The 14,626-nt window shown below is 40.0% G+C and carries 12 protein-coding genes; 3 read left to right on the top strand and 9 right to left on the bottom strand.

Annotated features, from left to right (window positions below; genetic code table 11):
• Positions 1 to 64: 64 nt before the first annotated feature.
• The 3 genes from HN459_01105 to HN459_01095 all read right to left on the bottom strand — a co-directional run bounded on the left by HN459_01105 (position 65) and on the right by HN459_01095 (position 2,667).
• Positions 65 to 658: an aminodeoxychorismate/anthranilate synthase component II gene (locus HN459_01105; GenBank protein ID MBT3478040.1), complete on the bottom strand. Its 594-nt coding sequence runs from the start codon at positions 656 to 658 to the stop codon at positions 65 to 67.
• On the bottom strand, positions 655 to 2,193 hold the full coding sequence (gene trpE, locus HN459_01100) for an anthranilate synthase component I (GenBank protein MBT3478039.1): 1,539 nt from the start codon (positions 2,191 to 2,193) through the stop codon (positions 655 to 657). Before trpE ends, HN459_01105 begins: the two co-directional genes overlap by 4 nt.
• A 183-nt stretch (positions 2,194 to 2,376) precedes the next feature.
• Positions 2,377 to 2,667, bottom strand: coding sequence for a chorismate mutase (locus HN459_01095; protein MBT3478038.1), 291 nt, complete (start codon positions 2,665 to 2,667; stop codon positions 2,377 to 2,379).
• 136 nt (positions 2,668 to 2,803) lie between these two features.
• On the opposite strand from HN459_01095, the gene mtaB reads away from it, so the two are divergent.
• Both mtaB and HN459_01085 read left to right on the top strand, forming a co-directional pair.
• Complete coding sequence (gene mtaB / locus HN459_01090; GenBank protein ID MBT3478037.1) at positions 2,804 to 4,096, top strand: tRNA (N(6)-L-threonylcarbamoyladenosine(37)-C(2))-methylthiotransferase MtaB; 1,293 nt, start codon at positions 2,804 to 2,806, stop codon at positions 4,094 to 4,096.
• Between the two features lie 79 nt (positions 4,097 to 4,175).
• Positions 4,176 to 6,047 (top strand): ABC-F family ATP-binding cassette domain-containing protein, encoded by a 1,872-nt coding sequence (locus HN459_01085; GenBank protein MBT3478036.1) that lies wholly within the window; start codon positions 4,176 to 4,178, stop codon positions 6,045 to 6,047.
• Here the strand turns inward: HN459_01085 and HN459_01080 are convergent.
• From HN459_01080 to gcvP, 4 genes are read right to left on the bottom strand one after another with little or no spacing between them, the layout of a single operon-like run.
• Positions 6,037 to 6,789, bottom strand: a complete 753-nt coding sequence (locus tag HN459_01080) for a YaaA family protein (GenBank protein MBT3478035.1) — start codon at positions 6,787 to 6,789, stop codon at positions 6,037 to 6,039. The two genes, HN459_01085 and HN459_01080, sit on opposite strands and share 11 nt — an antisense overlap.
• Before the next feature lie 43 nt (positions 6,790 to 6,832).
• Positions 6,833 to 8,263: a T9SS type A sorting domain-containing protein gene (locus HN459_01075; GenBank protein ID MBT3478034.1), complete on the bottom strand. Its 1,431-nt coding sequence runs from the start codon at positions 8,261 to 8,263 to the stop codon at positions 6,833 to 6,835.
• Positions 8,260 to 8,730: a hypothetical protein gene (locus HN459_01070; GenBank protein ID MBT3478033.1), complete on the bottom strand. Its 471-nt coding sequence runs from the start codon at positions 8,728 to 8,730 to the stop codon at positions 8,260 to 8,262. The genes HN459_01075 and HN459_01070 overlap by 4 nt, the downstream gene beginning before the upstream one ends.
• Positions 8,717 to 11,548 (bottom strand): aminomethyl-transferring glycine dehydrogenase, encoded by a 2,832-nt coding sequence (gene gcvP / locus HN459_01065; GenBank protein MBT3478032.1) that lies wholly within the window; start codon positions 11,546 to 11,548, stop codon positions 8,717 to 8,719. Before gcvP ends, HN459_01070 begins: the two co-directional genes overlap by 14 nt.
• Before the next feature lie 160 nt (positions 11,549 to 11,708).
• On the opposite strand from gcvP, the gene HN459_01060 reads away from it, so the two are divergent.
• On the top strand, positions 11,709 to 13,106 hold the full coding sequence (locus HN459_01060) for a transporter (protein MBT3478031.1): 1,398 nt from the start codon (positions 11,709 to 11,711) through the stop codon (positions 13,104 to 13,106).
• Positions 13,107 to 13,211: 105 nt separating this feature from the next.
• Here the strand turns inward: HN459_01060 and HN459_01055 are convergent, their stop codons facing one another.
• Both HN459_01055 and HN459_01050 read right to left on the bottom strand, forming a co-directional pair.
• Positions 13,212 to 14,336, bottom strand: coding sequence for an aromatic ring-hydroxylating dioxygenase subunit alpha (locus HN459_01055; protein ID MBT3478030.1), 1,125 nt, complete (start codon positions 14,334 to 14,336; stop codon positions 13,212 to 13,214).
• Positions 14,333 to 14,626, bottom strand: a 294-nt coding sequence (locus HN459_01050) for an NAD(P)/FAD-dependent oxidoreductase (protein MBT3478029.1), incomplete at its 5' end; no start/stop codon positions are given. The genes HN459_01050 and HN459_01055, both read right to left, overlap by 4 nt.

The raw sequence follows: 14,626 nt of genomic DNA, 5'->3' as shown, positions 1-14,626 counted from the left end.
ATTCAGTCATTTTTGAATTCTTTTTTGGTTTTTATAGAATACATTAAAATGGTTTTTATAATTTTCATTTAGTGTATTCCGTGTGTTTCGTGGTTCTAATATTCAAAAAGTTTTGAATTATCTGCTTACCATTTTCTGTTGCAATGGATTCAGGATGAAACTGAACTCCATAAACTGGATGCGTTTCGTGTTCAATTCCCATGATGAGTCCATTTTCAAGTTCCGCTGTAATTTTTAATTCTTTCGGCAAGCTACCCCGTTCTGCCACCAATGAATGATATCGAGTTGCCATAAATGAATCGTCTATGCCTTTAAATAATGCTGAACCATTATGTTGAATCTTTGCAGTTTTACCATGGACTATTTCAGACGAATGGATTACTGTTCCACCATAGGCGACTGTAATAGCTTGATGCCCCAAACAAACTCCAAGTATTGGAATTGTGTGACCATATTTATGAATAACATTTAGGGAGTGCCCAGAATTTTCCGGGCGGCCCGGGCCGGGTGAAATCACAATATGAGATGGATTCCAATTCTCAATTTCATTCAATTCAAACTGGTCATTACGGACCACTTTTACATCGGGATTAATGGCACCGATGTATTGCACCAAGTTGTAGGTAAATGAATCGTAATTGTCAATGACTAGTATCATTTCACCATTCTTGGAAAACCTTGCGAAGGTTTTAAACCTTCGAAAGGTTGAACTTCAACCAACCCATTTTCTGCAAAATCAATGGCCGCCATTATAGCCTTTGCCTTATTCACCGTTTCTTCAAATTCTTTGGTGGGATCTGAATCATGCACAATTCCGGCTCCCGATTGAAAATGAACTGTATCATTTTTCATAATCATAGTTCGAATGGTTATGCACGTATTCACATTCCCCGTGAAATCAAAAAATCCAACGGCACCGGAATAAATGTCTCTGCGATCCGGTTCTAATTCATGAATAATTTCCATGGAACGAATCTTTGGGGCCCCCGTGACTGTCCCAGCAGGGAAGCCGCTCATAAGCGCATCGAAGGGATCTTTATCTTTTGCCAATTTTCCTTTCACATCAGAAACAATATGCATCACATGGGAATAATTTTCAATTACCATATTTTCAGGAATCGTAACGGAGCCATATTCGGAAACGCGCCCCACATCATTCCGGCCTAAGTCTAGAAGCATCAAATGTTCGGCACATTCTTTTTCATCATTAATGAGATCATCTGCCAAGGCTTTATCTTCCGCGTCTGTTTCACCGCGTTGACGTGTGCCGGCGATAGGCCGAATTTCTACCGTGCCATCTTCAACTTTCACCAATAGTTCAGGGGATGCGCCAATAATATCAAAATCTTTTATCTTTAAATGAAACATGTAGGGAGATGGATTGATCGTCCGTAGTGCTCGATAAAGTGTGGTTGGTTCTACAGATGTTTGTCGTTCAAACCGCTGACTCAAAACGAGCTGAAAAATGTCACCATCCACAATATGCTCTTTGGCTTTTAACACAGCAGATTCAAATGTATCTTGATTAAAATTGGATGATACTTTACTTTTTTCTACACGAATCGGTGTTTGGTAATCCACGTTGGAATGGAGCGATTCCCCAATGGCATCCACCCGTAAATGGGCATCATCAAATTGTTCTTTTAAATTGCGATTTGAATCGAGATTAACATTGGAAATCACCAGCGCAGATCCTTTCAAATGGTCAAAGGCAATCATATCTTCAAAAAGCATAAAAACTGCATCGGGCACATCCAAGGAAGAATTGGCATGAGTTGGAATATCTTCTACCCAAGCGATGGTTTCATAACCAAGGTAGCCTACCAATCCACCCGTGAAAGAAGGAATCCCCGGAAGCTTCATCATATTATATTGGGATTGGGTTTCTCGGAGCAAATCGAGAAAGGGCGTATCCAGGTGGGTTGTTGTTCCATTTTCAGTGATGCTTGTATTGCCATCTTTATGTATGAATATTTTTTGCGGATTGACACCCACATAAGAATATCTCGCATATTGGTCTCCTTTTTCCACTGATTCCAGCAAAAATGCATAATCCGCTTTTTTGGATAGATGTACCCACGCCGCAACCGGCGTCAGCAAATCCGCCAAGATTCGTTTATACACGGGAATGGTTCCGCATCCCTGGGAAACCAAATCTTGAAATTCATCGTATGTAAGTTGTGTTTTATCCATTTTTAGCAAAAAAAAACCCCGAAATTATCGGGGTTTAAGCATAGTCAGCATGTACAGGTAATCCTGGGACTATGAAACCCCTTTGTGGTTAAAAAACCAGTACCAGCTGTAATAATTATTTGTGTTCATGTCAATCATGAGTGGGAATATTAAGGACAGGATAGACCTAGAACCAACCTTAATTTACTTTTTCTGCAATTTTTTTGAAATGTGGTAAACGGGACCAAAAATTGCAGAAATGTCATCTTTATCCAATTTGCCTTCAAGTTTATCCGCAAGGCGATCTATGATATCTTGTTCGCGGTTTGGGTCACTAACATTGATGCCAGATGATGCTTTAATTTCACCAATCTCTTTAGACACGGAAAATCGCTGAACCAAAAGATCCAGCATTTGATCATCAAGGTTGTCGATTTTTTGGCGGAGTTCGTTGATTTTATCTTTTGAGTCCATGGAAAAAAGTACGGAAGGCATAGGATGGGGGAAAACATTTTTTATTGTAATTTCCGTCCCGAAAAATTTACATATTAAAGTGTAATCTTGTTTATGTGCTAAAGTATTGAGAACACTTAAACACTCGAACACTTTAACACACTTAAACACTTTCAAAATGAGTACACCAACCAAACGCGTCGCGTTCCATACAATGGGATGCAAACTGAACTTCTCTGAGACGGCTACCATTTCTCGAGATTTTATTCGCCACGGATTTGAAAAGGTCGATTACCGGGACAAAGCAGATATTTACGTCTTGAACACATGTTCGGTTACAGAAAATGCGGACAAGGAAGCCCGGAAACTCATTCGTCAGGTTAAGCGCCGGAATCCCGATTCGTCTGTTGTGGTGATTGGATGTTACGCCCAACTCAAGCCCAACGATAGTGCATCAATTGATGGTGTGGACATTGTACTAGGCGCGGAAGAAAAATTCAATCTATTGAGTCATTTAAATAGCATGGATCTCAATGGAGGCACTCAAGTGATTCAATCCGAAATTGATCATGTTCACAAATTCACTCCGTCTTATTCCTCCAGTGAACGAACGCGTTCATTTTTGAAAGTTCAAGACGGCTGTGATTATACGTGCTCATTTTGTACTATTCCATTGGCGCGTGGTAAGAGTCGTAGTGATACCATTAAAAATACAATAAAAACCGCTACAGAAGTGGCGACGACGGATGCCCGGGAGATTGTGCTCACCGGCGTGAATATTGGCGATTTTGGAAAAGGTTCGGACGAGACATTATTTAACCTTATTCAGCAATTAGATAATTTGAACGGTATTGACCGATTCCGAATTTCATCCATTGAGCCCAATTTATTGACAAATGAGATTATCGAATTTTGCGCATCATCTCAAAAGTTTATGCCCCATTTCCATGTGCCACTACAATCTGGATCAGACAAAATTTTAAGCGCAATGCGCCGAAGATATAAACGGGATTTATATGAAGAGCGCATTACCAAAATAAAATCAATAATACCAGATTGCTGTATTGGTGTGGACGTAATTGTTGGTTTTCCGGGTGAATCTGATGATGATTTTATGGACACATACAATTTTTTAAATGAATTAGATATTTCCTATCTTCACGTTTTCACTTATTCCGAACGACCGAATACAGATGCTATTGACATGGGTGAAATTGTGTCAAAAGTGAACCGGGCGGAGCGAAGCAAAATGCTACATATTTTGTCTGATAAAAAACGGCGATATTTTCATGATCAATTTCTGGAATCAACGCGCCCAGTCTTAATAGAAAATATGAAAAATGGGAAACTTTTTGGACATACGGATAATTATATTCAGATCCGAATGGAAGGTGGGCCAGAATTGATTAATACTATTCATCCTGTAAGACTGACTCTGAATCATGGCGCAGTTGTTGATGTACAACTGTAATTATTTTAATCGTAATTATGTAATTCAATATGACTCTTTTTTCTAAATACGCTTTAATTATTCACGTTTTAAAAATCATATGATTCGCCTCGAAAACCTGTCTAAAGTCTTCCCAGATGGCGACCTATTTAATAATGTAAATATTTTCTTGAAACGGGGTATGCGCGCAGGATTGGTGGGCCCTAATGGTGCCGGTAAAACGACACTGCTCCGAATTATGCTGGGGAAAGAAACACCGGACTCCGGAAATGTACAGAAAGATAAATTCATTACTATTGGTTATTTGGCTCAAGATATTGTGGCCGGATCCGGGCGTTCCATTTTGGAAGAAGTGTTGGCAGCCTATCCGGAAGTACGGGAGTTAGAAGGGAAAATTATAAAATTATCTGAAGCACTATCTAAAAATCATGAAAATATTGATTTGGGAAATCAATTGGGTGAGGCCCAAAACCGATTTGAAGCTTTGGGCGGTTGGACATTGGAAGAGAAAGCAAAAAAGATATTGAGCGGCCTTGGTTTTTCCGATGATAAACTAAGGGAGCCAATGGATGTTTTTTCTGGAGGTTGGCGGATGCGTGTTGCGTTGGCATCGATTCTGCTTCAAGAACCTGATATCTTATTTTTAGATGAACCTACTAACCACTTGGATTTGGAAGCCACTATATGGCTGGAAACTTTTTTGGCGGACTGGAAAGGGGGCATGATAATGATTAGTCATGATAGGTTATTCCTGGATCGATCGGTGAATCACATCCTTGAAATAGATTTGAAAAAAGTCACGCTTTTTACAGGGAATTATACAAAATACACTGAAGAGAAAGCACTTCGCATAGAGCAGCATCGGAATGCTTACCGAAACCAGCAGAAGGAGATCAAGGATACGGAACGATTTATCGAACGGTTTCGTTCAAAAAACACCAAGGCGACTCAAGTGCAGAGCAGAATAAAAATGCTAGATAAGATGGAAAAGATTGAAGCTCCCACAGAGCAGAACCTTGCTATGAATTTGAAATTGCCCCAACCTGGACGATCCCCGTTAAACGTGGCATCCTGCCGAAATGTGACCAAAAATTATAGCGATATCAAAGTATTCAATGAGATGAATATGGTAGTAGAACGGGGCCAGAAAATCGGATTGGTGGGCCACAACGGAGCTGGAAAATCCACTTTATTAAAAATGTTAGCTGGCGTGGAATCGGTGACATCGGGGGCGGTCCGAATTGGGAGTAGGGTAAATAGCGCCTATTATGCCCAACATCAATTGGAAACGTTGGATCCAGACGACACCGTATTTGAATCAATTCAAAAAGTGAGCCCCGGCTGGAGCGAAACAGAAATTCGGAATTACTTGGGCAGTTTCATGTTTTCAGGAGATGAGATAGAAAAATATGTGAAGGTTCTTTCCGGCGGTGAAAAAGCGCGGGTGGCTTTGGCGCGGATGTTGGTGGAACCGTCCCATTTATTGCTATTGGATGAGCCCACAAACCATTTAGATATGATAACACGGAATGTGGTAGAAAGCGCTTTGATCCAGTTTACCGGCTCTATCGTGTGTATTTCTCATGATCGACATTTTTTAAATAATGTTACCAATCTTACCTGCGAAGTAGGTGGCGGTGATATCCGGATGTTTGAAGGGAATTACGATTATTACGAATGGAAAAATCGGGAAGAACGATCGGCAGATGGAAGCGCACCAAAATTAAAAAGCGAGTCTAAAGGAAAGTCCGATTATAAAGAAAGAAAGAAAACTCGGAACCGATTGGCATGGATCGATAAAAGATTTAAAATTATTGAAAAAGCATTAAAAGATCAGCGAATCATAACCCAAGACCCAGCAAATGGGGATAATTATGAATTACTCCAAAAAGTCATGGAGACAATGTCAGTCATGGAGAATGAATATTTAGAATTGATGGAAGAGCATGAAAAATTGCTAGTTAATCTCTAGTAAATACCCAATCCGATTTGGTTGAAAGGGATGAGTTGAATTCATATTCATTTCGGTTAAAATTTTTCAATAATTTGGGGTTAGAAATCTTGTTTTTAACAATAAAACGAACCATCATTCCTCGAGCTTGTTTTGCAAAAACCCCAATCACTTTATATTCATTTTCCTTTTTTTCATTAAAATGAATTGATATGAATTTTGCTTTTAATTTGTTTATATGAATTGAATTCACATATTCTTTAGAAGCTAAATTAACAATGAATTCACTTTCATCTAGGTTAAGCATATTTGTGATATACTCTTTCCAATAATCAACCAAACGGGAACCCTCTTTTGTAATTAATTTTTCTGCCATTTTTAATCGGTAAGGTTGAATTAAATCTAATGGTTTTAGGACTCCATATAATCCCGATAAAATACGTATAGAGGATTGTGAATAGGATAACTCCTCTTTAGAAAAAGAAGGTGGAGAAATTTTATTAAATACTTCACCAGTATATGCAAAAATAGCCTGTTTAGAAACCGCTGAAGCATTCTGCTCTTGAAATTGTTGGATGTTAGTATAGGACAATTCACACAATTTGTTACTTAAAGACATAAGCTTTGATAATTTGGGTTTATCAAACTTTTTAAGTAAAGCGTTTAAATAATTTGCTTTTTCAATATTTCTTGGAATTGACGATTCAACTCCTGAAATAGAAGTGAAATCTTGTGTTTTGGATGGAGATAAAATAATTAGCATATTGGAAAAAATAAAGCGAATCTATTTCTAAATAGCGGGACTGCTATTTTAACAAAATACCCTTTTGGGTTTGAATTCCATATGGTGTCTCTAGTTGAAAAAAGTAAACACCCGCAGCTTTATCTTTGGCATTCCAATAGATCGTGTGCGTCCCGGCGTGAATTGTGCCATTCAAAAGGGTATCAATAACCCTTCCATTTATATCCAAAACTAAAAGTGTTGCAGGTGTTATCTCGGGTAAACTAAATGACAGTCTAGTTGATGGATTAAATGGGTTGGGATAATTTGGATGCAATTCAATTTGATTTGGGACAGTAGAATTACCATCAATACTTAAAGATGGGCCTACATTCAATTCCCAGACCACCTGCCCTGTACGATTATTATTCGGATCCGAGCGAACCATTGCAGTGGAATCTGTTACTCTTACAATGAGCGCATGGGCACCTTCGGATAATTCTGCACCGCGCACTGTATAATTGGCTACATTCTCCGCAACGAGAGTTGAATCAAGATACCAATTCAAATTAATAGTGTTGGGAGAAAGTTGTCGTCCATCTACTTCAAACAATCCCTGGTAACTATGAGAGATCTCTAATGCACCCGACTGAGGATAATAATAATTATAAGGTGCCACCAGATCGTAAATAGTAAGGATAGTTTGCTCTGTGCATACTTCACAGAATCCATGCCCCAATGATTTCATCATGCAATTTAGTTTAGGTCGGTACCAATCGTTGGTTTCATATACCGCACCCTCGAATAAGCCCACAACATCATTATAGACATTGGTCTCAGGAGTAGGAATGGGTGTGCTTTCCTTGATCCAATTATTCCATTTAATACTAGTTCGGTTCGTAATTGCAGTAGCATTGGGCGCTTCATGCCCGCCACTACCATAATCATACTCATCGGCAAGATTTGCAAATGCGTGCCCCGCTTCATGAATTGCAATTTGTGGGGCAGATGAATTAGTTGAGAAAACAGCCCAAGTACCACCGGAACCCCCATACATGGTATGGTTCACAATAACGAACCCAATATCCCAGTTGGGGACTGTATTCCGCAATACACTATTGGCTTTCCCGGAACTGGTGATAACCAAAAGACGATGAATATTTGCCCGATCAAAAGTACTGTTGAAATAGGTATCCGCTTCAAAAATTTCAGAATTGGTTGGGCAATCACTAGCAGATTTGGGATGGTTTGTTCCCGATTGGTTGGAAACAACCTCAACGCCATAAACATTGAAGAATGATTTATACTCTTTATAGGGGGAAATATTAAAAAGGGCAGTAGTGGCAGCTTGGACATCAGTACGAAATTTTGCCATCTCACTTTCTCGATAACCTTCAGCTAAAAAGACCACATTAATCTGTCTGCTCCTTGGCCCAAGTTCTTGAAATATTGTTACGGGAAATCGCTGCCCAAACAGGATTGATGCCGTGAAACAAAGGATGAAAATTCGCGTCATAGTTTGGCCGTCAAATTAATCGGGATTTCCCCAATAGTATAAAGCACAGTTTGTTCTGATAACGGTACATCGAGCTCAAGGCGCTGCCTTCTACCGGGAGATGGTTTAAGAAAACGAATCTTATCAGCGTCAAAATTCGCAGGGACTCTTATAAAAAAATCAGCAGATAGTAAGATTGCATCCTGACGTGAAAGTGTACCATCAGGGTTGGGAAACTCAGCGTGAACTTTTCGCGGATCATGGATGGCTGTCCAATAAACGGGCCTTCCATCTTGACTAAGTTCTACATATAAAAATTGATCTGATATATATTTTGGTGTTCGGTGTTTCACCGATACATTAACCGATTCTATCTCCTTGAATTCAATTCTACCATTATCCCATGAGAAGACTAAAAAATAAGTTGATTGAGCAAAGGTAGAAGCCGTAATCAAACCGAAAAATATAAGTGATTTAACTTTGTTCATATTCCTCAATTAATGGACAAGTACAAATCAGGTTACGGTCGCCAAAAGCGTTATCCACACGACCCACTGTTGGCCAGTATTTATGGTTTTTTAACCATGGCGCAGGATAAGCAGCTTGCTCCCGTGAATAGGAATGTTTCCAATCATCAGAAGTAACCTGCATGGCGGTGTGGGGCGCATTAATTAAGGGGTTATCATTGGCGTCAGATTTCCCATTGGCCACATCATTAATTTCATTTTTGATAGAAATCATGGCATCACAAAATCGGTCTAATTCAGATTTAGCTTCACTTTCCGTAGGTTCAACCATAAGCGTTCCAGGGACAGGAAAAGACATGGTGGGAGCATGGAATCCATAATCGATCAAACGCTTGGCCACATCTTCATCAGAAATGCCTGATTCTTTTTTCAGTGGACGAAGATCCATTATGAATTCATGGGCAGAGTAACCGTTGGTTCCCCGGTATAAAATCGGGAAATGATCCTGTAACCGATGAGCCATATAATTGGCATTTAAAATCGCCACTTCTGTAGATGACTTGAGCCCATCATTGCCAAGTAGTGAAATATATGCCCAGGATATGGGTAGAATGCCTGCGCTACCGAAAGGTGCAGCCGAAACAGCATGGATAGCTTTTTCATCATTATTTAAAATAGGGTGCCCCGGTAAAAATGGAATTAAGTGTTCAGCGACACAAATGGGCCCCATGCCCGGGCCGCCACCGCCATGTGGAATGGCAAAAGTTTTATGCAGATTTATGTGACATACATCGGCGCCGAATTCACCTAGACGGGCAAGCCCAACCATGGCATTTAAATTGGCACCATCCAGATAAACTTGTCCGCCGTGCTGGTGAACGATTTCACAGACTTCCCCAATCGCTTCTTCAAATACACCATGTGTTGATGGATATGTAACCATAATAGCGGCCAGCGAGTTATGATACTTTTCAGTTTTTGATTTCAGATCAGCAACATCAATGTTACCCTCATCATCACACTTGACCACCACCACATCCATACCGCACATGACGGCACTGGCAGGATTGGTTCCATGGGCCGAAGCAGGAATCAAACAAATGTTCCGTTGTTTATCTCCACGGTCAAGGTGATAAGTGCGAATAACCAACAAACCAGCGAATTCCCCTTGGGCTCCGGAGTTGGGTTGCAAGGAACATCCTTGTAAACCGGTGATATCCATAAGCCAATCGGCAAGAGAGTCACTTAATTCTTTATATCCTTTGGTTTGATTCGCCGGAGCGAATGGATGGAGGAATGCGAACTCGGGCCAGGTGATGGGCATCATTTCTGCGGCGGCGTTGAGTTTCATTGTGCATGATCCTAATGATATCATACTCGTATTAAGTGTAAGGTCTTTGACCTCCAATCGATGGAGGTAGCGCATCATTTCTGTCTCAGTGTGATAAGCGGTGAATACATCATGAGTCAGGTATTCTGATGACCTTGTATTTGTTAAGTTGAACCCATTACTGCGATCCACTGTTTCTGCACTGAAAATAGAAAGAATATCACCCAAATCACCGGGTGAAACTGTTTCATCCAGCGATATACCAACATCTCCATTTTCGAAATAACGAAAATTGATATTTCGGTCATCTGCTTTTATCCGAAGATCATTTGCCGAAATGTTGTTTAAGCGAATGCGAATTGTATCAAAAAATTGGTCATGAATAATAATATGTCCGGCATCTGAAAGGACTGTAGCCAATTCCTTCGTTTTTCGATGAATGCGATTGGCGATAGCCCGAATACCCTCTGATCCATGGTAAACAGCATACATACCAGCCATAACAGCTAATAGCACTTGGGCGGTACAAATATTAGAGGTGGCCCGGTCCCGCCGGATATGTTGTTCCCTTGTTTGGAGCGCCATGCGCAGGGCGCGATTGCCATGGCTATCTACAGAAACGCCTATAATCCTACCAGGCAATTTTCTTTTGAATGCTTCTTTTGTTGCAATAAAGGCAGCGTGTGGTCCCCCAAATCCCATGGGTACGCCAAAGCGCTGGGAACTGCCAATGGCCACATCAGCGCCGATGTCATTAGCGGAAGGAAGGATGGCAAGGCTCAGTAAATCAGTCGCAACAACAATAAAGGCACCATTGTCATGGGCATTTTTACAAATATCATTATAATTCGTGACTTTTCCATCTGTCGCGGGATATTGGATTAAGGCGCCAAAAACGTCGTTTTTAAATTCAAAATTATCGGAAGATTGAATTGTTAATTCGATTCCAATTGGTGTTGCTCGTGTTTTTAATACATCAATAGTTTGGGGATGACAATCATCAGCCACCAAAAACCGATTCCCTTTTTTACTTGACCTAAGAAGTAAAAGCATTGCTTCGGCCGCTGCAGTTGCTTCATCCAGAAGAGAGGCGTTGGCTATATCCATGCCGGTCATGTCCGTTACCATGGTTTGAAAATTTAAAAGCGCCTCTAATCGTCCCTGAGAAATTTCTGCTTGATAAGGCGTATAGGCAGTATACCAACCGGGATTCTCTAAAATATTTCTCTGAATAACGGGCGGGGTGATAGTGCCATAATACCCCATACCGATATAAGATCGCGCAACGGTATTTTTTGATGCAATTTCTTTTATTGTTTTGAGAAGGGTAAACTCATTCAGTCCTGGACCAATATTCAGGCTGGAATTGGTTCGAATCGACTCAGGAAGCGTTTTCTCAATGAGAGCCTCAATGGATTTAAAACCCAATTCGGCTAACATTAGTTTTTGTTCTTCCAAACTTGGTCCAATATGTCTTCTTGAAAAGTTCTGAGTAATATCTGGGCACATAGGAAATTATTTCTTGCTGTTTAGAATTTTAAAATGTTTGGCGAAAAACAGACTGTGAATTTATATAGAGTGAACACTTTTTGTGTTATTATATTGAGAAAAAATGGCCAATTTATGACCAGAGTTTTAACTGGTAAAAAGCAAAGAAAGTAATAACTAAATGGAATTAACCTGGATATCTGTCATTCCGCCTTTATTGGCTGTGATCTTGGCCTTCATCACCCGAGATGCAGTTGTAAGCCTATTGGTAGCTTGCTTCGTAGGTGTGTTATTATTAGGAGAAGGGATTGCAGGTTTTCCTGATTTTCTCATTCGTGCTTTGGCTTCAAAAGATTTTATTTGGGTTACATTATTAGAATTTAATATTGGAATTCTTGTGGCTTTTTTCCAACGGTCCGGTGCTATCAAACTGTTTACAGAAAAAGTAGGTAGTTGGGTTCGCACCCGAAGGCAGGTAGGTGGTTTGGGCTGGGGATTAGGGATTACAATATTTTTCAGTGATTATTTTAGCCCATTGTTTGTTGGACCAGTTATGCGAACACTCACGGACAAATATAAAATATCACGGGAAAAATTGGCCTACATTTGTGATTCCACTTCTGCCCCAATGATTGTTCTCATTCCATTTACAGGGTGGGCGGTTTATATGGTAGGATTAATTGTGGGTATTGGGCCTGTGGCAGATAAAACAATTGCAATGGATCTTTATATACAGAGTATTCCTTTTAATTTTTATTCATTTTTAGCCATTGGCATGGTGGGTCTATTGGCTATGAATTTAATTCCTGATTTTGGTCCTATGAAAACGGCAGAAGATCGGGCAAAAAATGATGGGAAAGTTTTAAGGGATGGCGCCATACCCATGATGGGAAAAGAACTCACAAGCTTGGAAGTATCAACTACGGGAAAACCCAATATCTTTTTAAATTTCATTCTTCCAATTGCGCTGGTTGTGGGTATCAACCTGACAAGTTTTATTATTTTTGGGAAAATCGCTATTTTACAAAGCTATCTTACCGTGTGTACCCTTTTTGCTATCACCATGATGATCCAAAAAATAGATAATCTACAAGGGGTAATGAAAACGGTTATGGCAGGAATGAAGGGGGTTATGCCGGCTGTTATTATTCTAGCACTGGCATTCTGTATCAATACTGTTAGTCGCGAATTAAAAACAGCCGAGTATGTTGTTGAATTAACCGAGGCATGGCTACTGCCAAATTTGCTTCCCATGATTACTTTTCTTCTGGCAGGATTCATTAGTTTTTCTACCGGAACATCTTGGGGGACTTATGCCATCATGATTCCCATTGCCATGCCATTGGCGTTTCAATTTACCGGCGGTGAAGTAAATACTCTTATTTATGGTACCTTTGCCGCAATTGCTGGCGGTGGAGTATTTGGAGATCATTGCTCACCATTATCAGACACAACCGTCCTTTCATCTTTGGGGAGCGCCTGTGATCATATTGACCACGTAAAAACGCAATTACCATACACCTTAATTGCTGGCGGTATTGCAATGGCATTTTATCTTGGATTAGGATTTATAGGGTGAAATAACAAAAAAGGGAACGCTGTTCACCAATCCACGATATTCCTTTTGAGTCCCTTTTAGCAGAATTGAAATAAAGGGAAATTCAAGTTACCCAATTATAATAAATTAATTTTCTGAGTTTAGTTCACTCAAATAATATTTATCAAACGCTGCCAATAAACTCTCCTGACCGGAATAAGGTGCCGGTGAATATTTTTTAGACTGAATGCCCAATTGGGATAATTCAGAAATATACCAGTCTTGCTTATTGGTCATATCCCAAAAATCGATGGCATCTTTTGTATTAAATTTTCCGGAGTCAACCACATCTTTTGCAAATAACCATGAGCAGGTAACCTTGCATTTATCTACGCCATCTGGCCAAACCGTATGATACATAACATATTCAGGATGAAGACTCAATAGCATATTGGGGGAGATGGCATAATAATAAACCCGGTTTAAGTTTTTATTTTTAACACCATCCAAAGGCGGGCAACACATTTCACCGCTGGCGGTGATACTGTCTTTATCATCATAAAAATCCATGTAACCGCCAAGGAAAGGACCTTCGTGAAGATCATTTTGGCCACCCATATAATTGTGAATAGCAGCTAGTTCAGGGTGTAGAATGGGGCAGTGGTAGCATTCACAATAATTTTGGATCACCAGTTTCCAGTTACCTTTAACTATATATTCTTTTGTTTCCTTCACGACCAAATCAGAGATATTCCATGGGTTGAAGCGATCTTTTAAAGGGGCAAAAACAGAATCGAAATTTTTCGGTTCGTCAGATAAATTGATAAAAATAAATCCTTCCCATTCCGCCAAAGCAACGGAATGAAGTGGGTAATCTTTTTTATTAAATCCATCAACCGCATCCATATGTGGGGCGCCGATTAGTTTCCCCTTCAAATCATAAGTCCAACCGTGATAACCACATTGGATGGATTTAGAAAATTGGCCGGTTTCATTTTTACAAATACGAGTTCCACGATGTCTGCAAACATTAAAGTGGGCTTTCAAATCTCCATTCTTGTCCCGCAGAACAATGACGCTTTCCGTATCAACATTGATCACTTTGTATTGGCCATTTTTGGCCAAGTCCAATGATCTTCCCGCACAAATCCAATTATTTAGGAAAAGGTTTTCATACTCTTTTTTGAGAATTTCCGGATTTACGTAATAATCCCGATCCAAAGTGTGTGCGCCTTTAGGTAAAGTTTCAGCTGTTTTTTTGAAGGTTGTCATTTCAACATTTCCCGTGCCGCATTAAACCCATTTGTACCATGAAGTCCACCGCCGGGATGGGTGCCCGGTCCGCAAAGATATAGGTTTTCTATGGGCGATTTATATTGTGCTGAACTGATTGTAGGACGCATAAACATAAATTGATCCAATGTCATTTCACCATGATTCAAATTTCCTTCGGTTAATCCAAATTGGTTTTCCAAATCTACGGGAGAAAGGAGGGACGACGATTCGATCATACCATGAAATCCTGGGCAATAATTTTCCAAGACACGAACTACATTATTCTT

The organism is Candidatus Neomarinimicrobiota bacterium, assembly GCA_018647265.1.
Taxonomy (GTDB): Bacteria; Fidelibacterota; Marinisomatia; order Marinisomatales; family TCS55; genus TCS55.
Note: the sequence above shows the minus strand (reverse complement) of the source record. Positions and strands in the feature narration are given on the sequence as shown.